Raw genomic sequence first — 26,238 nt, forward strand, 5'->3', positions numbered from 1 at the left:
CTGCGCTGGGGTGACGAGGTGAACCATGCCCAAAGTTCTCATCAGCGACAAAATGGATCCCAAGGCCGCCCAGATCTTCCGCGAGCGCGGGGTCGAGGTGGACGAGATCACCGGCAAGACGCCCGAAGAGTTGAAGGCGATCATCGGCCAATATGACGGCCTGGCGATTCGCAGTTCGACCAAGGTCACCAAGGACATCCTGGAGCACGCGACCAATTTGAAGGTCGTTGGCCGCGCCGGGATCGGCGTCGATAACGTCGATATCCCCGCCGCCAGCGCCAAGGGCGTGGTGGTCATGAATACGCCGTTCGGCAACTCGATCACGACCGCCGAACACGCCATCGCGCTGATGTTCGCGCTCGCCCGCCAGTTGCCCGAGGCCGATGCCTCGACCCAGGCGGGCAAGTGGGAGAAGAACCGCTTCATGGGCGTCGAACTGACGTCGAAGACGCTGGGCCTGATCGGTGCGGGCAATATCGGCTCGATCGTCGCCGACCGCGCGCTGGGCCTGCGGATGAAGGTCGTCGCCTTCGATCCCTTCCTGACGCCCGAGCGTGCGCTGGAAATGGGCGTGGAGAAGGTGACGCTGGACGAACTGCTCGCCCGTGCCGACTTCATCACGCTGCATACGCCTTTGACCGACCAGACCCGCAACATCCTGTCGGCGGAGAATCTCGCCAAGACGAAGAAGGGCGTGCGCATCATCAACTGCGCGCGTGGCGGCCTGATCGACGAGGATGCGCTGAAGGCGGGGCTCGATTCGGGCCATATCGCGGGCGCGGCGCTCGACGTGTTCAAGGTGGAGCCGGCCAAGGAAAGCCCGCTGTTCGGCACGCCCAACTTCATCTCGACGCCGCACCTGGGCGCGTCGACCACCGAGGCGCAGGTCAATGTCGCGATCCAGGTGGCCGAGCAACTGGCCGATTACCTCGTGTCGGGCGGCGTCACCAACGCGCTCAACATGCCGAGCCTGTCGGCCGAGGAAGCGCCCAAGTTGAGGCCGTACATGGCGCTGGCCGAAAAGCTGGGCTCGCTGGTGGGCCAGCTCACCACGGGCGCGATCGCACGCATCTCGGTGCATACCGAGGGCGCGGCGGCCGACCTCAACGCCAAGCCGATGGTCAGCGCGGTGCTGGCCGGTTTCCTGCGCAACCAGATCGATACGGTCAACATGGTCAACGCGCCGCTGCTCGCCCGCGACCGCGGCGTCGAGGTGCGCGAGGTGCGGACCGAGCGGGAGGGCGATTACCACACGCTGATCCGTGTGTCGGTGAAGACGGCGGACGGCGAGCGCTCGGTCGCGGGCACGCTGTTCGGCGATCAGGCCCCGCGCCTGGTCGAACTGTTCGGCATCAAGGTCGAGGCCGATCTGGCCGGGCCGATGCTCTATGTCGTCAACGAGGACGCACCGGGCTTTATCGGTCGTCTGGGCACTACGCTGGGCGAGGCGGGCGTCAATATCGGCACCTTCCACCTCGGCCGTCGTTCGGCGGGCGGCGAGGCGGTGCTGCTGCTCTCGGTCGACGAGGCGGTGGATGCGGACCTGCTGGGCAAGGTCAAGGCGCTGCCGGGCGTGAAGACCGCGATGGGTCTGGGGTTCTAAATCCTAAAAGCCCTCTCCCCTCCGGGGAGTTCGAGGTCGGCCATGCCCCCGGCATGGCCTGAACATCGCGGGGCGATGTTCACCTCGAACTGGTTGGGTGAGGGGCGGGGCCGGGCGATAGCGTCTCGCCAAGCCTCGACCCCTCACCCCGGCCCTCTCCCCAGTGGGGAGAGGGAGTGGTACGTTCTTCCCCAAAGGATTCCTCTGCGAAACGGCTGGCAATGAGGATGGTTGAGTGATTCACTGTGCGGGCAGGAGGGCATGGTGATGGTCGAGCAGCGATCGCTGGTGGAAGCGTTGATGGATCCGCGCTTGGGATCGAATGCGAAGCTGTCGGGGATCGAGCGGCTGATCGACTGGAGCCGGCTGGAGCCGCTGGTGTCGCCGCTGCGGCAGGGTCGGACGGGTCGACCGCCCTATGCGCCGCTGGCGATGGTCAAGGCGCTGTATCTGCAGGCGTTGTATGATCTGTCGGACCCCGGGCTGGAGGAGGCGCTGCTCGACCGGCTGTCGTTCCGGCGGTTCTGCGGCTTTGCGCTGGATGGCGGCACGCCGGACGAGACGACGCTGTGCCGGTTTCGCGCGGCTGCGGCGGCGGGGGACGTGCTGGAGCGCTGCTTTGCCGAGATCAACCGGCAGCTGGATGCGCAGGGGCTGGTGCTGCGGCGGGGGACGATCCTTGATGCCTCGGTGGTCAAGGCGACCCGCAAGCCCCCGCGCGGGGACGGGATCGCGCCGGGTGATCCGCACCCCCAGGAGCCGGGTGCCGACTGGACGCGCAAGGACGGCAAGCCGGTGTTCGGCTACCGCTTCCATATCGGCATGGACGAGGGCTCGGGCCTGATCCGCAAGCTGGCCTTCACCTCGGCCAGGGTCCAGGATGTCGAACGGGCCGACGCGCTGGTCTGCGGCGACGAAGGCGCGGTCTATGCCGACCGGGCCTATGAGGGCCAGGCGCGTCGCAAGGCCCTGAAGGCGGCCGGGATCAAGGATCGCATCATGCATCGCCGGCACCGCTACATGCCAAAGCTGCCGCGCTGGCAGGCCCGGCGCAACCACCTCATCGCCAGACGGCGCGCCCCTGTCGAGGCGGTCTTCAGCGCCATGAAGCGCCTCTACGGCAAGGCGCGCACCAGATGCCTGTCGATCGAGCGGAACGCCGCAGACTTCCTCGCCTTTGCCACCATCTACAATCTCAGACGCGCCGCCATCCTTGCCGCTGGCTGAGCCGGGGCGATCCTGCCCCTCCAAACCGGCCAGCCAAAGCTGACCAAGGCCCGTACCGGATCCCTGCAGCGAAAGCCTCGCCCAGATCCTCTGTCACAAATGAGCCGTTTCGCAGAGGAATCCCCAAAGGGGGAGCCATTCACATGCAGACCGATCCGGTCCTTCTCGACCGCGCACGCGCCATGCGCCGGAGCATGACAGAACCGGAAAAGCGCCTCTGGCTGATCCTGCGCGACCGCCAGCTCCACGGCATCAAGTTCAGCCGCCAAGTCCCGATCGGCCCCTATATCGCCGACTTCGTCGCCCGCAGCCACAAGCTGGTCATAGAGGTTGACGGCGATACGCATAGCGACCAATCACGCGACGCCCACCGCACCGTCTGGTTGCAGAGCCAAGGCTATGCGGTGATCCGCTTCCCCAATGCGGATGTCATGACCAACCCCGACGGCGTGGCGTACACGCTGATGAACAGGCTTACCCGATGACCGCGCTCCTTCCCGAAGGCTATCATGACCGTCTTCCCCCCTATGCCGATGCCGCCGCGTCGGTCGAGGCGCGGGTGCTGGAGGCGGCGCGGCTGCATGGTTATGAACGCGCCGATCCGCCCTCGATCGAGTTTGCCGAGGCGCTGGGCTCGCGGTTGAAGGCGGGGGGCTTGCATGACGCGGTGCGCTTCGTCGATCCGGTGTCGCAGCGCACGCTCGCCATCCGGCCGGACCTGACCGCACAGGTGGCGCGGATCGCCGCCACCCGCATGGGGCACCACCCGCGCCCGGTGCGGCTGTCCTATGCGGGCACCGTCGTCCGCCTGCGCGGCTCCGAACTCGCGCCCGCGCGCGAGTGGCGGCAGATCGGGGCGGAGCTGATCGGGCTGGACTCGACGGCGGCCGCCACCGAAGTGGTGCGCGTGGCGGTCGAGGCTTTGCTCGCCGCTGGCACGACCGGCATTTCGATCGACTTCACGCTGCCCGATCTGGTCGACCTGCTCGCCGCCGGGCCTCTGCCGGTCGCGGGGGATCAGGTGGCGGCGCTTCGCGATCGGCTTGACGCCAAGGATGCGGGCGGGGTCGCGGCGATCGCGCCGGAGTACCTTCCGCTGGTCGAGGCCGCCGGGCCGTTCGCGACCGCAATGGAGCGGCTGCGCGCCTTCGACACGCAAGGCGTGCTGGCCAGCCGTCTCGACGCGCTGGAGGCGATCGCCGCCGCGCTGGGCGAGGGGGTGTCGATGACCCTTGACCCGACCGAGCGGCATGGGTTCGAATTTCAGAGCTGGCTGGGCTTCTCGCTGTTTGTGGCGGGTCCGCCGCGCGAAGTGGGACGCGGCGGCACATATACCATCTTCCACGAGGACGGGACCGAGGAGAAGGCGACGGGCTTCTCGCTCTACGCCGACGCGATCGTCGCCACCGCCCCGCCGACCGAGCGGCGGCGGCTGTTCCTGCCCTTCGGCACCGAGCCCGCGACGGGCGCATCGCTCCGCGCACAGGGATGGGTGACGGTGCAGGCGCTGGAGGAAGCCGACACGCCCGAGGCGCAGCTGTGCACCCATATCCTCGACAAAGGCGAGCCGCGCGCCATCGCCGGTTGACATACGGGGCCACAGCCCGCTAGGCGCGCCCCGCACATCATTGGAAACCCCCTCGCGCCGAGTCCTGTCGAAGGGCGCATGGGGTCCGTCCGGCAGGCGGAGCATAGCATCCATGGCAAATGTAGCAGTCATCGGCGCGCAATGGGGCGACGAAGGCAAGGGCAAGATCGTCGACTGGCTGGCCGAGCGCGCCGACATGGTCGTGCGCTACCAGGGCGGGCATAATGCCGGTCACACTTTGGTCGTCGGCGAGAATGTCTACAAGCTGTCGCTTCTCCCCTCGGGCATCGTGCGCGGCACCCCCAGCGTCATCGGCAACGGCGTCGTCCTCGACCCCTGGGCGCTGAAGGCGGAGATCGAGCGGCTGGGCGAACAGGGCGTTCACGCCAGCCCCGAGACGCTGCGCATCGCCGACAACTGCCCGTTGATCCTGCCCATCCACCGCGACCTGGACGGCCTGCGCGAGGATGCGAGCGGCGCGGGCAAGATCGGCACGACGCGGCGCGGCATCGGCCCGGCCTATGAGGATAAGGTCGGCCGTCGCGCGATCCGCGTGTGCGATCTGGCGCATCTCGACGATCTGGGTCCGCAGCTCGACCGCCTCTGCGCGCATCACGACGCGCTGCGTGCCGGGTTCGGCGAGCCGCCGGTCGATCGCGAGCGGCTGCTCGCCGATCTGCGCGAGATCGCCGATTTCGTCCTGCCCTTCGCCAAGCCGGTATGGCGCGATCTCAACGAGGCGCGCGCTGCTGGCAAGCGCATCCTGTTCGAGGGCGCGCAGGGCGTGCTGCTCGACATCGACCATGGCACCTATCCCTTCGTCACCTCGTCCAACACCATCGCGGGTGCGGCGGCGGGCGGTTCGGGGCTGGGGCCGTCGGGCGTCGGTTTCGTGCTGGGCATCGCCAAGGCGTACACCACCCGCGTCGGCTCCGGCCCGTTTCCGACCGAATTGGAGGACGAGACCGGCCAGCGGCTGGGCGAGCGCGGGCATGAGTTCGGCACCGTCACGGGGCGCAAGCGCCGCTGCGGCTGGTTCGACTCGGTGCTGGTGCGCCAGTCGGCGGCGGTCGGCGGCATCACCGGCATCGCACTGACCAAGATCGACGTGCTCGACGGGTTCGACGAAGTGAAGATCTGCGTCGGCTACAAGCTGGGCGACCAGACGCTCGATTATTACCCGACCCATGCGGCGGACCAGGCCAAGGTCGTGCCGGTCTATGAGACGATGGAAGGCTGGCAGGAATCGACCGCAGGCGCGCGGAGTTGGGCCGATCTGCCCGCTCAGGCGATCAAGTATATCCGGCGGATCGAGGAGTTGATCTGCTGCCCCGTGGCGCTGGTGTCGACCAGCCCGGAGCGTGAGGATACGATCCTGGTTCGCGATCCCTTTGCGGATTGATTGGCGAGGCCCCGGCGAGAGTCGGGGCCTTTTTGGTTGAGGGTTTCCCTTGGCCCACCCCCATGAAAAACCCGGCCGCTTTCGCGACCGGGCCTTTCCCGTAGTGGCAATCCCGAAAGGGATCAGCGCAGACCGCCGCTGCTGCCCGGCGGAGTGGTGGTGCCGCCGGTCGTGCCGGTGCCCACCGAACCGCTGGTCGTAGGGTCGCTGCCCAGCGTGCCGCTGCCCGTGGTCGTCGACGAACCGGTCGCGTCCGGAACGGTCGAGGGAGTGTTGACCGTGCTGTCCGGGGTGGTCGTCCGGCTGCGATTCTTCGAACGCGTCGTCGAACGGGTGGTGCTGTCCGGGGTGGTCGTCATCGTGTCACCCGGCTGCCCCATGGTCTGGCCAGGGGTCTGGCCCGGCATGGTCTGCCCAGGCATCGTCTGGTCCGGCATGGTTCCGGTCGTGCCGCCCGACACCTGCGCGAAGCCGGCAGCGGGGATCAAAAGGGCACCGGCGGCGATTACATGCATGTAACGCATTGATTCTCTCCTGCTTTTTTGTCTCGTATTGGTTAACGAGGCAGGAGAACGTCCGTTCCTTCAGTTAACCACATTGGCCGCGATGAAGCAACGCCTGATCGGCTAAAACCAGCGCGACCATCGCTTCGACGACCGGAACGCCACGAATCCCCACACATGGATCATGACGGCCCTTGGTGGCGATCTGCGTTTCCTCGCCGGTGCGGGTGACGGTGTCGACCGGCGTCAGGATCGAACTGGTCGGCTTGAACGCGACGCGCATCGTGACCGGCTGGCCCGTGGCGATCCCGCCCGCGATCCCGCCCGCATGATTGGCCAGGAAGCGCGGGCCACCATTGCCGGCGCGCATCGGATCGGCATTCTGCTCGCCGGTCAGCGCGGCTGCTGCGAATCCGTCGCCAATCTCGAACCCCTTGACCGCATTGATGCTCATGCAGGCCGAGGCGAGTTCGCTGTCCAACTTGGCATAGAGTGGCGCACCCCAGCCCGCAGGGACGCCCGTCGCCTCGCACGCCACGACCGCGCCGACCGAGGAACCGGACTTGCGCGCCCCGTCCACGATAGCCTCCCAACGCTGCGCGGCGGCGGCATCGGGGCAGAAGAACGGGTTGGCGTCGATCTGCGCGTCGTCGAACGCGGCATAGTCGATCCGGTCGCCGCCGATCGACTCGACCCAGGCGCGGATGCGGACCTGCGGGATCACCGCCCGCGCGACCGCACCCGCCGCGACCCGCGCCGCCGTCTCGCGTGCCGAGGAGCGTCCCCCGCCGCGATAGTCGCGGAACCCGTACTTCGCGTCATAGGCATAATCGGCATGGCCCGGGCGATAGGCGAGCGCGACGTTGCTATAGTCCTTGGACCGCTGGTCGACATTCTCGATCATCAGGCTGATCGGGGTGCCGGTGGTCTTCCCCTCGAACACGCCGGACAGGATGCGGACCTGGTCGGGTTCGCGCCGCTGGGTGGTGAAGCGGCTGGTGCCCGGACGGCGCTTGTCGAGCCAGGGCTGGATGTCCTCCTCCGACAGCGCGATCCCCGGCGGACACCCATCGACCACCGCGCCCAGCGCGGGGCCATGGCTCTCCCCCCAGGTGGTGAAGCGGAACAGGCGGCCGAAGGTATTGAAGCTCACGCAACGTCTCCAAGCCGGGCAAAGGCCGGTGCATGGGTGGCGGCCCCGCGCACGCCGCAGGGGATCAGCCCGCCTTGCAGGGGGGCCGCCAGGAAATAGTCGCCCGCATAGGGGCTGTCGAAGCCGCGCGCCACATCGGCGGCGAAACCGAACCGACCATAGAAGGCGGGGTCGCCCAGCGCGAAGCAGAGCACGACGCCTTCCTGTTCCAGCCGTTCGAGCCCGGCGGCGACCAGCGCCTCGCCGACACCCTGATGCCGCCAGTCGCGCGCGACGGCGATGGGGGCGAGGGCGACCGCGTTGATCGGCTTGCCACCGATCTCGACGGCCATGCGGCTGAACGCGATCGCGCCGATCAGGCTGTCCGAGGCTTCGTCGATGGCGACCAGCATCAGCACCATGTCGCCCTCGACGCACAGGTCGCGGACCAGCGCGGCTTCGGCGGGGGCGGGGAAGCTGGCGACGAGCAAGCCGTCGAGTGCGGCAACATCCTCTCCGCGTGCGGGACGGATGGTGATGGCGGCGGAAGGCTGGTCGGACATGGGTTCGTCTTTAGCGTCGCCGGGGCGCAAGGCGCGATAGATAATGTTGGCTGCCTATTCCTCCCCTGGAAGGGGAGGTGGCAGGGCGAAGCCCTGACGGAGGGGTGTCGGCGTTGGCGATGGCGGGACATCCTCGCCATCGTCCATGCCCCTCCACCATGCTTCGCATGGTCCCCCTCCCCAAGCGGAGCCTGGGGAGGATTGGGGTTTACGCCAGCGCGATGTCCGGTGCGTCCTCGGCCTTCATGCCGATGACGTTGTACCCGGCGTCGACATGGTGGATCTCACCCGTGACGCCCGACGACAGGTCGGACAGCATATAGAGGCCCGCGCCGCCGACATCCTCGATCGTCACGGTACGGCGCAGCGGCGAGTTCAGTTCGTTCCACTTGAGGATATAGTTGAAGTCGCCGATGCCGCGCGCCGCCAGCGTCTGGATGGGCCCCGCCGAGATGGCGTTGATGCGGATATTCTCGGGCCCCAGATCGACCGCGAGATACTTCACGCTGGTCTCCAGTGCCGCCTTGGCCACGCCCATGACGTTGTAATGCGGGATGACCTTTTCCGCGCCATAATAGGTCAGCGTCAGGATCGACCCACCCTCGGGCATCATCTCCCGTGCGCGCTTGGCCACCGCGACCAGCGAATAGGCCGAGATGTTCATGGTCATCAGGAAATTGTCGAGCGTGGTGTCGTAATAGCGCCCGCGAAGCTGCGACTTGTCCGAAAAGCCGATGGCATGGACGACGAAGTCGATCGTCGGCCATTCCTTCTTCAGATCGTCGAACAGCGTGTCGAGCGACTCCATCTCGGACACGTCGCAGTCGAACAGGCGCGCCACGCCGAGTTGTTCGGCCAGCGGGCGGACCCGCTTTTCCATCGCCGCGCCCTGATACGAAAAGGCGAGCTCCGCGCCCGCCTCCGAAAGCTGCTTGGCGATGCCCCAGGCCAGCGATTTGTCATTGGCCAGGCCCATGATGAGCCCCCGCTTGCCTGCCATCAATCCGTTCACGCCGTTACCGCTCCTGCCGGTTCACTTCCATCAATCCCCCTCTCTAGCGCCGTTTCCGGTGGTTCCGCCAGTGCCGCGTTCAAATGGGCCCCGAAAACCAGGCCAAGGCCGATCAGATAGAAGAACAGCAGCATGACGACGACGCCTGCCAGGCTGCCATAGGTCAGGTCGTAACCGCCCAGTTGCGACAGCACCATGGGCAGCAGCGCGGTCATGCTGACCCACCACGCGGCGGTGAACAGCGCGCCGGGCCATTTGGGGCAGTCGCTCTCGCGATATTTGCCCGGCGTCACCGAATAGAAGAGCATGTAGAGCGCTCCGAACATCACCGCGCCGGGAATGAAGCGCGACAGGCCGACCCAGCCCGCGATATCCTGTGCGAAGGGAACGAGGCGATAGATGAACTGCTCGGCGGCGGTCAGGATACCCGCGACCAGGAAGGACAGCAGCGCGATCACCACCGAGGCGACGATGACCAGCGTCGAGGACAGACGCGATTTCCAGAACGCCGCCGTCGCCTTCACGCCATAGGCGCGGTGGAAGATGTCGCGGATCGTCTCGATGAACCCGCCGACCGTCCACAGGCCGACCAAGCCACCCAGCCACAGCAGCGATCCGGTTCGCGCCGCCAGCACATCGGCGATCGGCTTGCGCAACAAGTTGCTGACATCGGGGGGCAGGACGTGGAGAAAGCTTTCCACCGCATGCTGCGTCTCGTTGCTCTGTCCGAACAGAGACAGCAGCGCGGCGGTGGTGATGAAGAAGGGGAACAGCGTCATCAACGCCAGATAAGCGAGGTTCCCGGCATGGATGAACCCGTCGTTGAATACGCCCAGGCTGGTTCGTTTGAGTACCTCGAAGGCATAGGAGCCCGGCCGCACCTTGGCGATCTGCCGGTCCAGCCGCTGGCGGGCCTTGCCCTGATGATGTGCACGTTCTTCGGGGGTCAGGCCATTCGCATCGTTCATGGAAGGATCAGACGCCCATGGCGGCCCTCGGGTTCCTGCCGTCCTTCCATTCGGTGGCGAAGCGTTGCAGCTCTGCATCATCCGCCGGAATGTCGATGACCAGCGTGATCAACTGGTCGCCGCGCCCGCCGTCCTTCTTGTGGAACCCCTTGCCCTTCAGGCGCAGCGTCTTGCCGGAGGTCGTTCCCTTGGGCACCGTCAGCATGACGGGACGCTCGACCGTGGGGGCCTTCACCTGCCCCCCCAGCACCGCCTCGGCCAGCGAGAGGGGCAGGTCCAGACGGACATCGTCGCCGTCGCGGGTGAAGAAGGGATGGGAACTGACCTCGATCGTGACGATCGCGTCGCCCGCGCCGCCGGGACCGGGCTCTCCCTTGCCCGCCAGGCGCATCTGGGTGCCGGTCTCGACACCGGCGGGCAGCTTCAGGTCGATGGTCTTGCCGTCGCCCAGCGTCACCCGCTGCGGGCTGAGCGTCGCGGCGTCGACGAACGGCACTTTCAGGGCATAGGCGATGTTGCCGCCTTTCGGCGCGGAACGGCCCCGGCCGCCAAAGCCGCCGAACCCGCCCGAAAATCCGCCGCGCCCCGCACCGCCGAACATCCCCTCGAAGATATCCGACATGTCGGCACCCTCGCCGCCGAAATCGAATTGCTGACGAAAGCCGCCGCCGCCCGCACCCGGACGTCCGCCGGCGCCGCCGCCATAGCCGAAGGGCGAGGTCGGATTGCCGTCGCCGTCGATCTCGCCTCGGTCGAACCGGGCGCGCTTGTCCTTGTCGTTCAGCAGGTCATAGGCGTTGGTGACCTGGCTGAACTTCTCCGCCGCCTTGGGATTGTCCGTGTTGCGGTCGGGATGCAGTTCCTTCGCCAGCTTGCGATAGGCTTTCTTGATATCGGCTTCGCTGGCCGTGCGGCTTACGCCCAGCGTCTGATATGGATCGGCCACTCTTGTCCCCGTTGACAGTGTATTACCGATCTATGTGGGGCAGTCCGCGCCGGAGCGCAATCCATCCCCCGTGCGTTGCAGCATGACAAGGAGACGGATCATGACCCAGCCGATGCAGGCGACAGGCAATGGCGGCAAGAAGGGTGCCCCCGATGGGGTATCCGATGCCCCCGGCAAACATGGCGGCGAAAGCCAGGGCGGCGGTTACGAAGGCGTGCCCGACCGCGAAGGCGACTTCCACGGCGGCCAGAGCGGCGCGGCCTATCATGGCAAGGGCGGCCACCCGGACCCGGACAAGGACAATCCCAATGCGGTGACGGAGGAGGGGTAAGCCCCAACCCTGCGTCCCGGCGGGTGCAAGGTCGAAGTCACGGGGTGAGCCGCGCGGCGAGGCAGCGGGGCGTGCACTTCGACTTCGCTCAGTGCGAACGGAGGCGGGATCGCGAGCGGTGTGGGAAGCTTATCCCTTGGCGCAGGATTCTCGCAACAATAGCCCCAACCCCCCGTTCAGCCTGAGCGAAGTCGAAGGCCACGGGATGACGCTCGCGGCAAGGTGGCGAGCGTGCAATTCAACTTCGCTCAGGACGAACGGCGGTAGGATTACGAGTGGAGTGGGGATCGCGTAACCGGCCCTCTACCTCGCCACCAATTCCTCCACCGGCGCGACGTCGACGCTGACATCCATCTTTTGCGCGCCGGAACCCAGCACCACGCCGTCGACCGGCGCGATCTCGGCATAGTCGCGACCGACCGCGACGATGATATGGTCGCCCGCCATCCAGATGCCGTTGGTCGGATCGACCCCGACCCAGCCCCGGACCGGCCCGCACCAGATCAGCACCCAGGCATGGGTCGCGTCCGCGCCGACCAGCCGCGCCTGCCCCGGCGGCGGCAGGGTGCGGATATAGCCCGAGGCATAGGCCGCCGGAATACCCGCCGCGCGCAAGCCCGTGATCATGATCTGCGCGAAGTCCTGGCACACGCCGCGCCGCTGGCGAAAGGCGTCCGCCGGGGGCGTGTCGACCAAAGTCGCGGCGGGGTCGAAAGCGAATTCGCGTTGGATGCGACCCGCCAGCGCAAACCCTGCCTCCAGCGCGCCGCGCTCCGGCGAGAGGTCGGCGGCGCACCACTCGGCGATGGCGGGGTCGAGCGGGATCAGCGGCGAGGGGAAGATGTAATTGGCCGGGCCCGCCGCCGACAGGTCGCGGCTGGACCGGGCGAGCGCCGATATCTCCGCCAGGGTCGGATCGTCGGGGGAGGGCATGGGCACCGGACGATCCACCAGCATCCGCGCGCGGCTCTCGATGGTCAGGCTGCGCACCGGGCGATCCACCACCAGGCGGGTGACATGCGCCAGCCCGGCCTCGGCATGGGCCGCGCGGGTGCGCCCGACCGGCTCGACGATCAGGTCATAGCTTTCCAGCGTCTGGCCCGGCCAGTCGATCGGCTTCAACCGCAAATTGCACCGCGCATATTTGACCTGCGCGCCGTAATCGAAGCGGGTGATGTGGCGGATGTCGTAGATCATGCGAGCGTCAATCCGCCAGCGCGCAGAGGCTCGGCCCCTTGCAGGAAATACCGCCGCGCAATGGCTTCGGACAACAGGCCCAGCCGCCGCTCGACATCGCCCAGCGTATCGGCGTCGAGATGACGGGCGTCGGCCGTCTCGATCGCGGCGCGGATCGCGATCGCCTGCGCCTGTTGCGGCTCGGCCATGTCGTCGTCGGACAGGACGGGCAGGCGCGCCAGGCAGTCGGCGATGCGCGCAGTCTGATAGGCGAGCGCGCGGGGATTGTTGGGATCGAGCGCGACCAGATCGACCACCGCGACGCGCGCCAGCCCGGTCGGATAACGCTGGCGATAGCTGATCTGGCTGTTGGCGAGATCGAGCAGGGTGGACAGGTCGTCCGCCGAAGCCCCGGCCATGCCGAACAACCGGGTCGCACGTGCGACTGCGACGGCGCGCTCGATCCGGCGACCGAGATCGTGGAAGCGCCACGCGGTGGTGCGCACCATATGCTCGGCGGACAGCCCGGCGATGGCGGCATAGCGGCGTTGCAGCGAGCCCGCCCGGTCGAGCATCCCGACATGGCTGGGGAAGGGCGCCTCCAGCAGCCGGACCATGTCGGCGGACAGGCGATCGCGCGACCCCTCGCTGATCCCGCGCGCCAGGCGGTTGATCCGCGCGACCGAGTGCCAGCCCTCATCTTCCATCGCGGTCCGCGCAAACTGGGTCAGCGCGGCACGGTGCAGGCTGTCGGGATGCGGCGCCGCGCCCGCGCCGGTGATGAGGCCGACCAGCCGCCCGACCGTCCGCGTGTCGAGCGCCGCGCCGCCATCCACATCGATCGAATTGCCCAGCATCACCCGGATCGCCGCCAGCAGCGCCTCGCCGCGCTCCAGATAGCGGCCCAGCCAATAGAAATTGTCCGCCACCCGGCTGGGCAGCGTGCCCGGATTGCGCCGGACATGCAGCGAGTCGGGCGCGGCGAGCAGCGACATCGGCGCGACCGGCTCGGGTCCATGGATGCAGACATCGGCGGACCATAACCCTTCGCCGATCATCGCGGCGGTCGCCTCCGGATGGTCGCCGATCCGCCCGAAACCACCGGGCAGGACGGTCCACTTCCCCTCGCCATCGCGCGCCGCGAAGACGCGCAAGGTGAAGGGGCGCGGCTCCAGCCGGTCGTCGATGACGACGGGCATGGTCGACAGGCGTACCATCTCCTGCCCGACATAATCCTGGGGTCGCTTGGCCATGTCGGCGATCAGCGCGGCGCGCCCTTCGGCGGACAGGCTGGCCCCGGTCTGCGCTCCGTCCGGCAGGCCCAGCGGTCGGGGGCCGAAGGCGGGGGCGATCAGCATCTGGTCGAGATGTTCGGCGACATGCGCGGCCTGGGCCGGTCCGCCGCACCACCAGGTCGCGATGGTGGGCAGCGTCAGCGGCTCGCCCAGTATCTGCCCGGCGAGCGCCGGCAGGAAGGCGGAGAAGGCGGGGCTCTCCAGCACGCCCGCCCCCGGTGCATTGGCGATCACCACCTGTCCCTCGACATAGGCGTCGATCAGGCCGGGCACCCCGATCTGCGAATGGCTGTCGAAGGCCAGCGGGTCGAGCATCCGGGGATCGAGCCGCCGCCACAGCGCGTCGATCCGCTTCAGCCCCGCGACGGTGCGGACATAGACCTGTCCCTCGATCGCGGCGAGGTCCGCACCCTCGACCAGCAATAGGCCCAGATAGCGCGCCAGATGCGCCTGCTCGGGATAGCTCGGGTTGAAGCGACCGGGCGTCAGCAGCCCGATGCGCGGATCGGCGCGGCGGCATTGCGCGGCGAGCCCGGCGCGGAAGGCGGCGAAGAAGGGCGCGTGCCGCTGCACGTTCAACCGGCTCTGCAATCCGCCCAGCGTCCGGCTGACCGCCAGCCGGTTCTCCAGCGCATAGCCCGCCCCCGCCGGATTGCGCAGGTGATCGGCCAGCACCCGCCACTCGCCATCGGGCCCGCGCGCCAGGTCGAAGGCGACGAAGCTCAGATGATGGCCGCCCGGCGGCGTCACACCGACCATGGGCCGCAGGAAATAGGGGCTGCCGGTCGCCAGCGCGGCGGGGATATGGCCCTGGCGGACCAGATCGCCGGGGCCGTACAGATCGGCCAGGATCGCCTCCAGCAGGGTGGCGCGCTGCTTCACCCCCGCCTCGATCCCCGCCCATTCGCGTGTGTCGATCAGCAGGGGGACGGGGGAGACGGGCCAGGGCCGTTCGTCGGTCTCGCCGATGATGCGAAAGCCGGTGCCGATATCCGCCGCGTGCCGCTGCACCCGTTCGCGCGCATGGGCCAGGTTGCTGGCGACGGCGGCCAGTTCCTCCAGCATCGCGGTCCAGGCGGGATCGCTCGACCCGGCCAGCACGTCCGCCCGTCCGGCGGCGGCGCGATAGGCGGCGATCCAGGCGGCGGCCTGCGCGGGGCTGTCCTCGGAGGGGTCCATTGGGGGCGGAAAATCGCCGCATCGGCGCAAGGTTGCAACAGGTGATTGCCAAGACGCTGGATATAGATCGCGAAATCACCGTTGCCCGTCGGGGCGGATGCGCGATCCAGCGTTTCCGTTCGCGACATTGGTTTTCGGCAGGCACAGGCGTATGGACGCGCGCATGGCTGACGATCCCTTTGCCCTGTTCGATCTCTGGTTCGCCGAAGCGCGGGCGAGTGAACTCAATGATTCCAACGCGATGGCGCTGGCGACGGTCGATGCGACCGGACAGCCCTCGGTGCGGATGGTTCTGCTGAAGGGGCATGACCCGCGCGGATTCGTGTTCTACACCAACCGCGAGAGCCGCAAGGCCCAGGATCTGGGCGAGGGCAGCAAGGCCGCGCTGCTGTTCCACTGGAAGTCGCTGCGCCGCCAGATTCGGATCGAGGGGCCCGTCACCCGTGTCTCCGACGCCGAGTCGGATGCCTATTTCGCCAGCCGACACCGCGACTCGCAACTCGGCGCCTGGGCCTCGGACCAGTCGCGTCCGCTCGACCGCCGCGAGACGTTCGAGGGGCGGTTCGAGGAGATGCGCGCGCGGTTCGACGGCGGGGACGTGCCGCGCCCGCCGCATTGGGGCGGCTACCGCGTCACCCCGCAGCGGATCGAGTTCTGGCTCGACCGCGAACACCGGCTGCATGAGCGCCTCGTCTTCACCCGCACCGGCGAAACTGGCTGGGACGAAGGATTGCTGTTCCCGTGACGCAGGACGAACGCAAGACGGTCATCCCGCTGGCGACCAAGGCGGCGCTGGCCAGCGTCGCGATGGCGCTGTTCCTGCTGGCGTTGAAGGGCTTTGCCGCGTGGCGGACGGGATCGGTCGCGATGCTGGGGTCGCTGGCCGATACCGCGCTCGATCTGCTCGCGAGCCTGGTGACGCTCTATGGCGTGCGGCTGGCGGCGACTCCGGCGGACCATGACCATCGTTTCGGCCATGGCAAGGCGGAGGCGCTGGCGGCGCTGTTCCAGGTGGCGCTGATCACCGCCTCGGCGGCGGGCATCGCTTGGCGCGCGGTGATGGCGCTGGGCGCGGACAATCCGACCAGCGACGCCGAGTTCGGCATCGGCGTGTCGGTGCTCGCGATCCTGGCGACGATGGTCCTGCTCGCCTATCAACGCAGCGTCATCCGCCGTACCGGGTCGGTCGCGATCCTGGCCGACAATGTCCATTACCAGTCGGACGTGCTGCTCAACGGGTCGGTGATCGTCGCGATGGTGCTCGACCAGTATTTCGGCTGGCACGGCGCGGACCCGATCTTCGGCATCGCCATCGCATTGTGGCTGGCCTGGGGCGCGTTCCAGGCGTCCTCGACCGCGATCGACCAGTTGATGGACAAGGAATGGCCCGACGATCAGCGCGCGGCTTTCCTCGACGTCGCCGCGCGCCAGCCGGGCTTGAAGGGTATCCACGACTTCCGCACCCGCCGTTCGGGCAGTCACGACTTCGCGCAATTCCATATGGAGGTTGCGCGCGACCTGACCGTCGGCGCCGCGCATGACATCGTGGAAGGCGTCGAGCGGGCACTTCGCCGCGCCTTCCCCAAGGTCGAGGTGCTGATCCATCTCGATCCCGAGGGCCATGTCGACACCGACAATCCGCTGGTCGAGGCGGATGTGACCCCGCACTGGTTCGGCAAGCGCGTCTATTGATGCGGATTCCCTTCACCCAGGTCGACGCCTTTGCCGAGGCGGCGTTCGGGGGTAACCCCGCAGCGGTGATGATGCTGTCCGGCTGGGCAGACGATGCGACCCTGTTGGCGATCGCGCGGGAGAACAACCTGTCGGAGACGGCCTTCCTGGTCGCGAGCGACGGGGACGAGGCGGATTTCGAGCTGCGCTGGTTCACGCCGGGTGACGAGGTGGAGATGTGCGGCCATGCCACGCTGGCGAGCGGGCATGTCGTGCTGTCGTCCGATACGACGCGGCAACGGGTACGCTTCGCGACGCGCCATGCGGGGGTGCTCGAGGTCGCGCGGGATGGGATGGGCTACAGCCTGACCCTGCCGGAGCGTGCGCCGTCGCCGGAGGCGCTGCCGGGCGTGGTGGAGGCGCTGGACGTGGACGGCGTGCTCGAGACGCTGCTTCACCCGGCGGGCTATGCGGTCGTCGTGGTGGATGATGCGGCGACGGTTCGGGCGTGCAGGCCGGACTTTGCCGCGCTGGCGAAGGCGGGGCGCTATGTCGTGATCCTGACCGCGCGGGGTGGGGAGGGCGAGGCGGACGTCGTCAGCCGCGTGTTCGTGCCCGCCTTCGCGATCGACGAGGACCCGGTGACGGGCTCGGCCCATGCGGTGTTGACGCCTTATTGGACCGTCAAGCTGGGGTGTGACGCCTTCGTGGCCGAACAGGCGAGCGCGCGGGGCGGGCGGTTGCGGTGCCGGATGGAGAGCGACCGCGTCGTGCTCGGCGGTGGATGCGTCACGGTGATCGAGGGTGTGTTCCTGCTGCCCTGAGGGATTCCCTTGGCCTTCGACTTCGCTCAGGCTGAACGGGGGTGAGGGGCGTGTGGCCTCCCCAAAGTATTGCACAACCCCGGCGAAGGCCGGGGCCCAGGTTCCGCCACGCCCTTAGCGCGCCGAGCGATGCGTGGGAGGCCAATGCACCTCGCCCCCTATAGCGCACCACCGCTGGACCCCGGCCTTCGCCGGGGTGGTCGGTCAAGGGGCGCGCGAAACGCTATTCCGCCGCCAGCAACGTCTCCGCCGCCTGCAAATCCACCGAGACCAATCGGCTGACCCCGCGTTCGATCATCGTCACGCCGAACAGCCGGTGCATCCGGCTCATCGTCACGGCATTGTGGGTGACGATCAGATACCGCGTGTCCGTCTCGCGCGCCATGCGCTCCAGCAATCCGCAGAAGCGGTCGATATTGGCATCGTCCAGCGGCGCATCCACCTCGTCCAGCACGCAGATCGGCGCGGGATTGGTCAGGAACAGACCGAAGATCAGCGCCACCGCCGTCAGCGCCTGCTCGCCCCCCGACAACAGGGTCAGCGACTGGAGCCTCTTGCCCGGCGGTTGCGCCATGATCTCCAGCCCCGCCTCCAGCGGATCGTCCGAATCGACCAGCGCCAGATGCGCGGAGCCCCCGTCGAACAGCGTCGCGAACAGCGTCTGGAAATGCCCGTTCACCGCCTCGAACGCCGCGAGCAGTCGTTGCCGCCCCTCGCGATTGAGCAACCCGATCGAGCCGCGCAATCGCGCCACCGCCTGCACCAGATCCTCGCGCTCGGCGGCATTGGCCGCGCCGCTCGCCTCCAACTCGGCCAGTTCCTGTTCGGCGACCAGATTGACCGGCCCGATCCGCTCGCGATCGGCGGACAGCTTGTCATGGGTCGCCGCCTCGGCCTCCGGCGAGCCGACACTGCCGCCATCGAAAGCCAGTCTCTCCGGCAGGACGGGCGCGGGGCAGGCGAAGCGCTCGCCCGACAGGCGGCCCAGTTCGATCCGGCGCTGATCGTGATTCTCCACCCGCGCCAGCGCCCCCGCGCGCATCTCTCGCGCCGTCGACAGCAGGGCATTGGCCTGAGCATGGGCGGCTTCGGCACCGCGCTGGTCGCGTTCGGCATCGGCCTCCTCCGCCTGGGTCCGCTCCGCCTCGGTCCGGGCGACGTCATGTGCGGCGGCGAGCGCGACGATCTCTTCGGCCAGTCGCTGGGGGCGATCGGCCAGCGCCGCCGCGTCGCGCTCCAGCGTCGCGGCGCGTGCGTCCATCTCGGCGATCCGCCCCGCCGCCTGCCCCGCGCGCTGGTTCCAGCCTTCCGCCTCCGTCCGTGCCGCCGTCAGCCGGTCGCGGGTCTGCGCCAGGCTGCGCTCCAGCGTGGTCCGCTCCGACCGGGCCAGCGCAACCGCCGACCGCGCGAGCTGCGTCTCGCTCTGGAGGCGCGCCGTCTCCGCCGCGCTCGCCGAACCATCGGGCAGGGCGGCGAGTATCGCCTCGGCCCGTTCGCACTCCCCTTGTGCCTCGTCCGTCTCGGCGGTGATCCGCTCGGCACGGGCGAGGAGGTCGGTCCGTTGCGCGGACAGCCGCTCGATCACCGACTGGGCGCGATCCTCGGCGCGTTGGGCATCGCGCAGGCTGGCATCGGCCCGGGTCTGGAGCGTCCGCGCGCTGATGGCGTCGGCGCGGGCCCGGGCGATGCGGTCTTCGATCGCGGTCCGCGCCTCGGTCGCGGCCTGCACCGCCGCTTCCGCCGCCGGGCGCTCGGCTTGGAGCGCGGTCAGCCGGTTGCGCCGCTCCATCCGCTCGGCGGCCGCCGCACCGCCGCCTTCGCCGACATAGCCGTCCCACCGCCGCAGCCGCCCCTCGCGCGTGACCAGCCCCTGCCCGACCGCCAACGCCTGCCCCAAGTCGGAGTCGCCCAAAAAGATCTGCGACAGCCGCCGGGCCAGCGCCGGGGGTGCCGCAATGCGCTCGCCCAGCGGTTGCGTCCCGACCGGCGCGGGGGGATCGTCCGCCGTGATGGGTGAGCCATGCCAGTCGGCGAGCGGCGTCTCCAGTTCGTCCCCCAACGCCGCCGCCAGCGCGCGCTCGAAGCCCGGTTCGGCCTGCACCTCGTCCAGCAACCGGTCGCCGCCCTTGCGCTGGGTCGCGCGGGTCAGCGCGGCCACCTCCGCCTCCAGCGCGGCGAGCGCGGCGATGGCCTGCGCACGCGCCGTCTCCGCCGCATCGCGCTCGGCAGTGGCGGCGCGTTCGGTCTCTTCGGCCAGGTTCAGCGCGGCCCGCGCCTGCTCGGCGTCCGCCCGCGCGGTGGCCTGGGTCGTGATGGCGGCTTGGCGGACGGCCTCCTGTTCCGCCATATCGGGCAGCGCGTCGATGGCGGAGGCGACACCCCGCGCATCGCGTTCCGCCCGGGCATGGCGGCCCTGCGCGGCGGTCAGCGCGGCTTCGGCGATCCGGCGTTCGGCGGCCTCGGCGGCTTGGGCGGACAGCGCGTGGGCCAGCGCCACCTCGGCATCGCGGTTCTTCGTTTCCGCTTCGGCCAGCAGCGCGTCGAGCCGGGGCATCGCCTGCACCGCATGGGCGATGCGCGCGTCCAGATCCTCGCACTCCTCGCCCAGCCGCTGGATCGCGGCGGCGGCGTCATGCGCCAGCGCATCCTCGCGCGCCCGGTCCTCATCAATGCGGGTACGCGCGGCGGCCAGTTCCTCGATCCGGCGTTGCAGACCGTGGCGGCGGTCGCGCGCACGGGACAGGGCATGGCCCGCTTCGCTCAGCGCATCGCGTGCGGTCAGAGAGGCGGCCCGCGCCGTGGCGGCCCGCGCGACCGCCTGCTCCTGCGCCTTGGCGGCGGCGCGTTCGGCGGCGGTGGCGTCGGTCACCTGGCGCTCGGCGGCCTCGGCCTCGGTCTTGGCGAGGGTCGCCGCCGCCGCCGCGTCGCGCCAGCGGGCGAAGATCATCCGCGCCTCGGCCACCCGGATCTGGTCGGAAATCAGGCGATAGCGCTCCGCCGCGCGCGCCTGTCGCCGCAGGGTCGCGATGCGCGCATCCTGATCGGCGATGGCTTCGTCCAGCCGGGTGAGGTTCGCCTCGGTCGCGCGCAGCTTCCCCTCTGCGTCGCGGCGGCGGACGTGCAGTCCGGCGATCCCGGCGGCTTCCTCCAGCATCGCGCGGCGTTCGGCGGGCTTGGCGGCGATGACCGCGCCGATCCGGTTCTGGCTGACCAGCGCGGGCGAGTGCGCCCCGGTCGCGGCATCGGCGAAGAGCAGCGCGACGTCCTTGGCCCGCACATCGCGTCCGTCGATGCGATAGGCCGAGCCCGCCCCGCGCTCGATCCGGCGGACGATCTCGGTCTCGTCGCCGTCGCGCTCGGCCAGGATGGTGACCTCGGCAAAGTCGCGGGGCGGCCGGGTGGCGGTGCCCGCGAAGATGACATCCTCCATGCCAGCGCCGCGCATCGACCGCGCGCTATTTTCGCCCATCGTCCAGCGCAGCGCTTCGAGCAGGTTCGACTTGCCGCAGCCATTGGGCCCGACAACACCGGTCAGCCCCGGCTCGATGACCAGATCGGCCGGATCGACGAAGCTCTTGAAACCCGAAATGCGAAGCCGCTTGATCTGCACGGACCCGGTTGCCGTCCCCCGACGTCGATGGTGGTTATCGATAGCGTATGGGGACGCGTTGTCGAGGGGGCGTGGTATCCGGGTTGGGCGACGGATCGGCTTTCGCTCATCCCCAAAGGTGGCGCTGCCTTTTCGCGGGCCGTTCCCCATCGGGAGCGACTTCCGCACTCCCATGCGCCGGCTGAGCATGGCAGTAGGGATTATCGATGGGAGGGACTCATGACGTTCACGATAGACCCCATAGGGTATGTGCGGGGTGGTCGGGCCGATCCAATTGACGACGATTGGGGAAGCAGCCGAACCACGATCGAGTTGGACGCGGCAAAAGTCGAGGCTGACGCGCTGGCGGGGCTGGATGCGTTTAGCCATGCCGAGATCATCTTCTTGTTCGACCGGGTACCTGAACAGAAGATAGAGCGAGGCGCGCGCCACCCAAGAGGTCGCGAAGATTGGCCGTTGACCGGCATTCTCGCGCAACGGGGCAAGAACCGTCCCAATCGCCTCGGTGTGACTGTCTGCCATGTGTTGAGTGTTGAAGGTTTGCAACTGGCCGTCGAGGGGCTGGACGCGATCGACGGAACGCCTGTGATCGACATCAAGCCGGTCATGCGCGAGTTCCTGCCTCGTGGTGAGGTTCGACAGCCAGAATGGGTGTCCGAACTGATGGCGGCCTATTGGTAGCCTCAATTCCGTTTTCCGATCGCCATCGGAAACCCCGACCATCTTGGCCGTTCGTGATCGGACAGCCATAGCATCGCCGTCAGGCGACATGCCTCCGGAGCGCCCCCGTGCTGACCATCGAAGCCATCGATCACATCGTCTTCAACGTCCGCGACGTGGAGGTGTCGGCCGAATGGTACGGCCGCGTTCTCGGCATGAAGCGGGTCGACGCCCGGTCTGACGGAGGTGAGCAGCGCACGAGCGTGGCGTTCGGGGGCAACAAGATCAACCTGCGTCCGATCGATGCGTCGCAGGAGGATTGGTTCACCGGCAAGGCGCCATCGGTCGGGGGGCAGGACCTGTGCTTCCTGACCGATCGTTCGCCGGAGGAGGTCGTCGCGCATTTCCGGTCCTGCGACGTGGAGGTCGAGTCAGGCCCGGTGACGAAGAGCGGCGCGCGGGGGCCGATTTGCTCGGTCTATGTCCGCGACCCGGACGGCAATCTGGTCGAGGTTTCGTCATACCCGTCATAGCTTGCCGCTAAGGCGGTTTCATCCGAACCGCGCCAACCCGAACGGCGTCACCGGCACCGCCGTCTCGCCTCCATCCAGCATCGCGGCCACCAACTCACCCGTGATCGGGGCGAGCGTCAGGCCGAGATGGTTGTGCCCAAAGGCATAGGATAGCCCCCGCGCCCCCGCGACCCGCCCGATCGCGGGCAGGTAGTCCGGCAGGGTTGGCCGCGCGCCCATCCAGGGCTGGGCGTCCTCGCCGATCGGCAGGCCGAGCGCGGCGATGTGGTGACGCAGGCGGTTCCACTTGGCGGGGTCGGGCGCGGCGTCGGCCCGGGCGAACTCGACGATGCTGGCGGCGCGCAGGCCCCCGGCAAAGCGGGTGACGATCATCGAGCGGTCCTCGAACACCACCGGGGGCAGATCGGCGGGCCAGTCCACGTCGGGCCCGGTCTGGAGGTGATAGCCGCGCTCGGCGATGATCGGGGCCTTCAGGCCGAAGGGGTGAAGGAGCGCCGCGCTTGCCACGCCCGCCGCCACCACGATCTGATCGGCGGACAGGCTGCGGTCGTCGCTCAGGCGGATTTCGCCGTCCCCGACCGCCTTGACGCGAGCGACGATGCGGGTGCCGCCATCGGTCAGGAAGCGGGCGGTCGCCGTTTCCGCCAGTCGCGTCGGGTCGGCGATCTGGCCGCTGCCCTCGAAGCGGATGCCGCCCGCGATGGGACTGCGGATACGGGCGCGCCAGTCCTGCAACTCCGCCTCGGTCAGCGGATGAAAGCGCGCGGTGCCGGTGTCCGCCGCCCGCCAGTTCGCCAGCCCCCGCGCGGCACTTTCCGGGTTTTCCCACAGCACGACATGGCCGTGCGGGCGCAGCAACTCGGGCGCGCCGAGGGCCTCGACATGCCGCTCCCAGGCGGGCATGGCCTGTGCCAGCAATCCCGCCAGCGCCCGATGCGCGCGCTCGTACCGGGCGGGGCGGGCGGCCTTCAGCAGGCGCAGCGAGAAGGGCAGCCAGGTCGCGATCTCACGCGGGGGCAGGGCCAGTGCGCCGCCGCGAAAGAACAGTCGCTTGGCAAAGCCGCGCACCATGGCGGGCGAGGCGATCGGCTCGGCCTGTTCGGTCGCGATATGGCCCGCATTGCCCCAGGAGGCGGCTCGCGGCGTTTCCTCCGCCTCGATCAGCGTCACGGTCCAGCCCTTGCGCTGGAGCGCCAGCGCGGTGGTCGTCCCCACCACGCCGCCGCCGACAACGATGACGGTGCGATGATCCGAGGGCGACATGCTATTTTCCGGCTTGGGCATGAGCCTCGTCATATCGTATACGGATTTCCTAGCAAGGGAATCCCGATGACGTCACCGACCATCCGCCACACCTTTTTCTGCATCGACGGCCATACGGCGGGCAATCCCGTCCGGCTGGTGGCGGGCGGCGCGCCGCTGTTGCGTGGGGCCAGCATGGCGGAGCGGCGGCTGGACTTCCTGGCGCGGTTCGACTGGATCCGCACCGGCCTGTGCTTCGAGCCGCGCGGGCATGACATGATGTCCGGCGGCTTCCTCTATCCGCCGTGCGAGCCGGACAGCGACGCCGCGATCCTGTTCATCGAGACGAGCGGCTGCCTGCCCATGTGCGGGCACGGTACGATCGGGATGATTACCTTCGGGCTGGAACACGGCCTGATCACCCCGCGCGAACCGGGCAAGCTGAAGGTCGAGGTGCCCGCAGGCACCATCCATATCGAATATGAGAAGGAGGGCGCGAAGGTCACGGCGGTGCGTATCCGCAACGTCCCCGCCTATCTGGCGGCGGAAGGGATCGAAATCGACGTGCCGGGCTTTGGCCCGCTGACGCTGGATGTGGCCTATGGCGGCAACTACTATGCCATCATCGAGCCGCAGGGGGCCTATACCGGCCTCGACGATCTGGGGGCGTCGAAGCTGGTGGAACTCAGCCGCACGATCCGCGAGCTGGTGCGCGCGAAGTTCGAGCCGGTGCACCCGCTCGAACCCTCCATCCGGGGGGTCAGCCACGTGCTATGGGCGGACAAGCCCTCGGCGGAGGATGCCGATGGGCGCAATGCGGTCTTCTATGGCGAGCGGGCGATCGACCGTTCCCCGTGCGGCACCGGCACCTCGGCGCGGTTGGCCCATCTGGCGGCGAAGGGGCGGCTGAAGGTCGGCGACCGCTTCGTCCATGAAAGCTATATCCGCAGCCGCTTCATCGGCCGGGTCGAGGAAGCGACGGAACTGGGTGGCCAGGCGGCGATCGTGCCGTCGATCCAGGGCTCGGCGATTGCCACGGGGTTCAACACGATCTGGATCGACCGCGAGGACCCGTTCTGGGCGGGGTTCACCGTGGTTTGAAGGGACTGGTCACGCGAAGTCGCGAAGTCGCGAAGGGTAATAGGGTTCGCGCGGAGACGCGGAGGGGCAGGACTCGCCGCGTCAGCCGCCCTACCTGTATTCCTCCCCTGCAAGGCATGGTGGAGGGGTGTCTCCGGTTGTGAGTGTGACCCAACTCTCCCGCCGGGACACCCCTCCGTCAGGCCTCCAGCCTGCCACCTCCCCTTGCAGGGGAGGAATGGGATGAATAGCGGTCCGTTGACGATTCCAAAGCGCGGCCGCGAGGGCCGTCATCTCCGCGCCTCCGCGTCTCCGCGCGAGCAAAACGCCTTCGCGTCATCGCGGCTTCGCGCGAACCTGCCCCGGCCTTCACCGGGGCGATCCTTCACCCCAGATCGTCGATCGCGGGCTGGGGCTCGGTGAACCAGGCGGCACCCGTCTCCGTCACGTAGAAATGGTCCTCCAGCCGCACGCCGAAGCGCTCCGGCACCACGATCATCGGCTCGTTCGAAAAGCACATGCCCGGCGTCAGCGGGGTCTTGTCCCCGCGCACCAGATAGGCCGGCTCGTGGATCGACAGGCCGATGCCGTGCCCGGTGCGGTGGGGCAGGCCGGGCAGGCGATAGTCGGGGCCCAGGCCCGCCCGCTCCAACACCGTGCGGGCGGCATAATCCACCGCCTCGCACGGCTCGCCCGGACGCACGGCGGCGAAGGCGGCGGCTTGCGCTTCCTTCTCGATATCCCAGATGCGGCGAACCTCGTCGCCGACCTCGCCGAACGCATAGGTGCGCGTAATGTCGCTGTGATAGCCGTCGATCAGCGTCCCGGTATCGACCAGCACCACATCGCCCTCGCGCAGCACATCGTCCTGCGGCAGGCCATGCGGAAAGGCGGTCGAGCGCCCGAACTGCACGGCGCAGAAATAATTGCCGGTCGACGCGCCCAGCGTGCGGTGCGCCTGGTCGATGAAGCGGATCACTTCGGACGCGCGAATGCCCTCATGCAGGATGCGGGCGGCGCGGCGATGGACCTCCAGCGTCATGTCCATCGCCTGTTGCATCAGCGCGATCTCGGCGGGCGACTTGATCGAGCGACAGCCATCGACCACCGGCGCGCCGCTGACCAGCGCCACACCCGGTGCGGCCTCGCGGATGCGGTCGACGAACAGGAAGGCCAGCGCCGGGTCGATCGCCAGCGTCTTCGCGCCGTTCAGCGCATCGGCGACCAGCGCGGAGGGGCTTTCATCCTCTTCCCACAGGCGGATATCGGTGGCGGGGATGCTCAGGCTCGCCTCGAACGAGCCCAATTCAAACGCCGGGCAGATGAAGATCGGATCGCCCTTGACCGGCAGCAGCATCGCCACCAGTCGTTCGGTCGCACCCCAGGCGACGCCGGTGAAGTAGCGGAGGCTCGCGCCCGCGCCGATCAGGATGGCGTCGCCCCCCATCCGTGCCGTCAGTTCGCGCGCGCGGTCCATCCGCCAGGCGCGCTCATCGGCGGTGATGACGGGCGCGGGGTTCGCCCAAGGCGACAGGCTCGCCAGTTCGCGCTCCGCCGTCGATCCGCCGATCATGCCTGCCATGCTACTCACTCCGTTTCGTATACGGTTTCGCGTGTAGCGTGGGTTGGCACGGGATGCCAGTCGGAGCGACGGCATTCCCAATTCCCACCCTCCGTTCGTGCTGAGCGAAGT

At 68.6% G+C, this 26,238-nt stretch carries 23 protein-coding genes; 12 read left to right on the top strand and 11 right to left on the bottom strand.

What is annotated here, in order from left to right:
• Positions 1 to 25: 25 nt before the first annotated feature.
• The 5 genes from serA to QE379_RS05335 all read left to right on the top strand — a co-directional run bounded on the left by serA (position 26) and on the right by QE379_RS05335 (position 5,820).
• The gene (gene serA / locus QE379_RS05315) at positions 26 to 1,603 is read left to right on the top strand and encodes a phosphoglycerate dehydrogenase (protein WP_306998552.1); all 1,578 of its coding nucleotides are present in this window, start codon (positions 26 to 28) and stop codon (positions 1,601 to 1,603) included.
• A gap of 231 nt (positions 1,604 to 1,834) precedes the next feature.
• Entirely contained in the window at positions 1,835 to 2,830 is a 996-nt protein-coding gene (locus tag QE379_RS05320; RefSeq protein ID WP_306997743.1) for an IS5 family transposase, read from the top strand.
• A gap of 143 nt (positions 2,831 to 2,973) precedes the next feature.
• Positions 2,974 to 3,315, top strand: coding sequence for an endonuclease domain-containing protein (locus QE379_RS05325; protein ID WP_306998554.1), 342 nt, complete (start codon positions 2,974 to 2,976; stop codon positions 3,313 to 3,315).
• Complete coding sequence (locus QE379_RS05330; RefSeq protein WP_306998556.1) at positions 3,312 to 4,418, top strand: ATP phosphoribosyltransferase regulatory subunit; 1,107 nt, start codon at positions 3,312 to 3,314, stop codon at positions 4,416 to 4,418. The genes QE379_RS05325 and QE379_RS05330 overlap by 4 nt, the downstream gene beginning before the upstream one ends.
• Positions 4,419 to 4,530: 112 nt before the next feature.
• Positions 4,531 to 5,820 (top strand): adenylosuccinate synthase, encoded by a 1,290-nt coding sequence (locus tag QE379_RS05335; protein WP_306998558.1) that lies wholly within the window; start codon positions 4,531 to 4,533, stop codon positions 5,818 to 5,820.
• A gap of 122 nt (positions 5,821 to 5,942) precedes the next feature.
• On the opposite strand, the gene QE379_RS05340 is transcribed toward QE379_RS05335, so the two are convergent.
• The 6 genes from QE379_RS05340 to QE379_RS05365 all read right to left on the bottom strand — a co-directional run bounded on the left by QE379_RS05340 (position 5,943) and on the right by QE379_RS05365 (position 10,944).
• Positions 5,943 to 6,344: a hypothetical protein gene (locus QE379_RS05340; protein ID WP_306998560.1), complete on the bottom strand. Its 402-nt coding sequence runs from the start codon at positions 6,342 to 6,344 to the stop codon at positions 5,943 to 5,945.
• Between the two features lie 64 nt (positions 6,345 to 6,408).
• On the bottom strand, positions 6,409 to 7,476 hold the full coding sequence (gene aroC, locus QE379_RS05345) for a chorismate synthase (RefSeq protein ID WP_306998562.1): 1,068 nt from the start codon (positions 7,474 to 7,476) through the stop codon (positions 6,409 to 6,411).
• A complete protein-coding gene (locus QE379_RS05350) occupies positions 7,473 to 8,018 on the bottom strand; it encodes a GNAT family N-acetyltransferase (RefSeq protein WP_306998564.1) in 546 nt (181 codons plus the stop codon). Before QE379_RS05350 ends, aroC begins: the two co-directional genes overlap by 4 nt.
• A 208-nt stretch (positions 8,019 to 8,226) precedes the next feature.
• Positions 8,227 to 9,018: an enoyl-ACP reductase FabI gene (gene fabI, locus QE379_RS05355; RefSeq protein ID WP_307003095.1), complete on the bottom strand. Its 792-nt coding sequence runs from the start codon at positions 9,016 to 9,018 to the stop codon at positions 8,227 to 8,229.
• Between the two features lie 8 nt (positions 9,019 to 9,026).
• Entirely contained in the window at positions 9,027 to 9,998 is a 972-nt protein-coding gene (locus QE379_RS05360) for a YihY/virulence factor BrkB family protein (protein WP_306998566.1), read from the bottom strand.
• Positions 9,999 to 10,005: 7 nt separating this feature from the next.
• A complete protein-coding gene (locus tag QE379_RS05365) occupies positions 10,006 to 10,944 on the bottom strand; it encodes a J domain-containing protein (protein ID WP_306998568.1) in 939 nt (312 codons plus the stop codon).
• 100 nt (positions 10,945 to 11,044) lie between these two features.
• Here QE379_RS05365 and QE379_RS05370 point away from each other — a divergent pair, with 100 nt between their 5' ends.
• Positions 11,045 to 11,275, top strand: coding sequence for a hypothetical protein (locus QE379_RS05370; protein WP_306998570.1), 231 nt, complete (start codon positions 11,045 to 11,047; stop codon positions 11,273 to 11,275).
• Between the two features lie 303 nt (positions 11,276 to 11,578).
• On the opposite strand, the gene QE379_RS05375 is transcribed toward QE379_RS05370, so the two are convergent.
• Together QE379_RS05375 and QE379_RS05380 are read right to left on the bottom strand one after the other, a co-directional pair.
• Positions 11,579 to 12,472 (bottom strand): transglutaminase family protein, encoded by an 894-nt coding sequence (locus QE379_RS05375; protein WP_306998572.1) that lies wholly within the window; start codon positions 12,470 to 12,472, stop codon positions 11,579 to 11,581.
• Positions 12,469 to 14,925, bottom strand: a complete 2,457-nt coding sequence (locus tag QE379_RS05380; RefSeq protein ID WP_306998574.1) for a circularly permuted type 2 ATP-grasp protein — start codon at positions 14,923 to 14,925, stop codon at positions 12,469 to 12,471. The genes QE379_RS05375 and QE379_RS05380 overlap by 4 nt, the downstream gene beginning before the upstream one ends.
• A gap of 163 nt (positions 14,926 to 15,088) precedes the next feature.
• On the opposite strand from QE379_RS05380, the gene pdxH reads away from it, so the two are divergent.
• The 3 genes from pdxH to QE379_RS05395 are packed head-to-tail and all read left to right on the top strand — an operon-like array spanning position 15,089 to position 17,420.
• Entirely contained in the window at positions 15,089 to 15,670 is a 582-nt protein-coding gene (gene pdxH / locus QE379_RS05385) for a pyridoxamine 5'-phosphate oxidase (RefSeq protein WP_306998576.1), read from the top strand.
• A complete protein-coding gene (locus QE379_RS05390) occupies positions 15,667 to 16,617 on the top strand; it encodes a cation diffusion facilitator family transporter (RefSeq protein WP_306998578.1) in 951 nt (316 codons plus the stop codon). The genes pdxH and QE379_RS05390 overlap by 4 nt, the downstream gene beginning before the upstream one ends.
• Positions 16,617 to 17,420, top strand: a complete 804-nt coding sequence (locus tag QE379_RS05395; protein ID WP_306998579.1) for a PhzF family phenazine biosynthesis protein — start codon at positions 16,617 to 16,619, stop codon at positions 17,418 to 17,420. The genes QE379_RS05390 and QE379_RS05395 overlap by 1 nt, the downstream gene beginning before the upstream one ends.
• Positions 17,421 to 17,643: 223 nt before the next feature.
• Here the strand turns inward: QE379_RS05395 and QE379_RS05400 are convergent, their stop codons facing one another.
• Positions 17,644 to 21,030, bottom strand: coding sequence for a chromosome segregation SMC family protein (locus QE379_RS05400; RefSeq protein WP_306998581.1), 3,387 nt, complete (start codon positions 21,028 to 21,030; stop codon positions 17,644 to 17,646).
• A 219-nt stretch (positions 21,031 to 21,249) separates the two neighbouring features.
• Between QE379_RS05400 and QE379_RS05405 the strand changes: the two genes are divergently transcribed.
• Both QE379_RS05405 and QE379_RS05410 read left to right on the top strand, forming a co-directional pair.
• Positions 21,250 to 21,711: an SAM-dependent methyltransferase gene (locus QE379_RS05405; protein ID WP_306998583.1), complete on the top strand. Its 462-nt coding sequence runs from the start codon at positions 21,250 to 21,252 to the stop codon at positions 21,709 to 21,711.
• A gap of 107 nt (positions 21,712 to 21,818) precedes the next feature.
• Positions 21,819 to 22,223: a VOC family protein gene (locus QE379_RS05410; protein WP_306998585.1), complete on the top strand. Its 405-nt coding sequence runs from the start codon at positions 21,819 to 21,821 to the stop codon at positions 22,221 to 22,223.
• A gap of 18 nt (positions 22,224 to 22,241) precedes the next feature.
• Here QE379_RS05410 and QE379_RS05415 read toward each other — a convergent pair whose 3' ends face one another.
• The gene (locus QE379_RS05415; RefSeq protein WP_306998587.1) at positions 22,242 to 23,507 is read right to left on the bottom strand and encodes an FAD-binding oxidoreductase; all 1,266 of its coding nucleotides are present in this window, start codon (positions 23,505 to 23,507) and stop codon (positions 22,242 to 22,244) included.
• Positions 23,508 to 23,552: 45 nt separating this feature from the next.
• Here QE379_RS05415 and QE379_RS05420 point away from each other — a divergent pair, with 45 nt between their 5' ends.
• Positions 23,553 to 24,566: a 4-hydroxyproline epimerase gene (locus tag QE379_RS05420; protein ID WP_306998589.1), complete on the top strand. Its 1,014-nt coding sequence runs from the start codon at positions 23,553 to 23,555 to the stop codon at positions 24,564 to 24,566.
• 364 nt (positions 24,567 to 24,930) lie between these two features.
• Here the strand turns inward: QE379_RS05420 and QE379_RS05425 are convergent, their stop codons facing one another.
• Positions 24,931 to 26,127: a Xaa-Pro peptidase family protein gene (locus tag QE379_RS05425; RefSeq protein WP_306998591.1), complete on the bottom strand. Its 1,197-nt coding sequence runs from the start codon at positions 26,125 to 26,127 to the stop codon at positions 24,931 to 24,933.
• Positions 26,128 to 26,238 lie beyond the last annotated feature (111 nt).

It is taken from the genome of Sphingomonas sp. SORGH_AS_0879 (assembly GCF_030819175.1).
Lineage (GTDB): Bacteria > Pseudomonadota > Alphaproteobacteria > Sphingomonadales > Sphingomonadaceae > Sphingomonas.

What these genes read in the sequence shown, in the direction of transcription:
- QE379_RS05340 (WP_306998560.1), bottom strand. Translation starts at nt 6,344, where the DNA reads ATGCGTTACATGCATGTAATCGCCGCCGGTGCCCTTTTGATCCCCGCT.
- QE379_RS05330 (WP_306998556.1), top strand. Translation starts at nt 3,312, where the DNA reads ATGACCGCGCTCCTTCCCGAAGGCTATCATGACCGTCTTCCCCCCTAT.
- fabI (WP_307003095.1), bottom strand. Translation starts at nt 9,018, where the DNA reads ATGGCAGGCAAGCGGGGGCTCATCATGGGCCTGGCCAATGACAAATCG.
- QE379_RS05420 (WP_306998589.1), top strand. Translation starts at nt 23,553, where the DNA reads ATGACGTCACCGACCATCCGCCACACCTTTTTCTGCATCGACGGCCAT.
- QE379_RS05350 (WP_306998564.1), bottom strand. Translation starts at nt 8,018, where the DNA reads ATGTCCGACCAGCCTTCCGCCGCCATCACCATCCGTCCCGCACGCGGA.
- QE379_RS05335 (WP_306998558.1), top strand. Translation starts at nt 4,531, where the DNA reads ATGGCAAATGTAGCAGTCATCGGCGCGCAATGGGGCGACGAAGGCAAG.
- QE379_RS05375 (WP_306998572.1), bottom strand. Translation starts at nt 12,472, where the DNA reads ATGATCTACGACATCCGCCACATCACCCGCTTCGATTACGGCGCGCAG.
- serA (WP_306998552.1), top strand. Translation starts at nt 26, where the DNA reads ATGCCCAAAGTTCTCATCAGCGACAAAATGGATCCCAAGGCCGCCCAG.
- QE379_RS05425 (WP_306998591.1), bottom strand. Translation starts at nt 26,127, where the DNA reads ATGGCAGGCATGATCGGCGGATCGACGGCGGAGCGCGAACTGGCGAGC.
- QE379_RS05370 (WP_306998570.1), top strand. Translation starts at nt 11,045, where the DNA reads ATGACCCAGCCGATGCAGGCGACAGGCAATGGCGGCAAGAAGGGTGCC.
- pdxH (WP_306998576.1), top strand. Translation starts at nt 15,089, where the DNA reads ATGGCTGACGATCCCTTTGCCCTGTTCGATCTCTGGTTCGCCGAAGCG.
- QE379_RS05360 (WP_306998566.1), bottom strand. Translation starts at nt 9,998, where the DNA reads ATGAACGATGCGAATGGCCTGACCCCCGAAGAACGTGCACATCATCAG.
- QE379_RS05380 (WP_306998574.1), bottom strand. Translation starts at nt 14,925, where the DNA reads ATGGACCCCTCCGAGGACAGCCCCGCGCAGGCCGCCGCCTGGATCGCC.
- QE379_RS05395 (WP_306998579.1), top strand. Translation starts at nt 16,617, where the DNA reads ATGCGGATTCCCTTCACCCAGGTCGACGCCTTTGCCGAGGCGGCGTTC.
- QE379_RS05405 (WP_306998583.1), top strand. Translation starts at nt 21,250, where the DNA reads ATGACGTTCACGATAGACCCCATAGGGTATGTGCGGGGTGGTCGGGCC.
- QE379_RS05325 (WP_306998554.1), top strand. Translation starts at nt 2,974, where the DNA reads ATGCAGACCGATCCGGTCCTTCTCGACCGCGCACGCGCCATGCGCCGG.
- QE379_RS05415 (WP_306998587.1), bottom strand. Translation starts at nt 23,507, where the DNA reads ATGCCCAAGCCGGAAAATAGCATGTCGCCCTCGGATCATCGCACCGTC.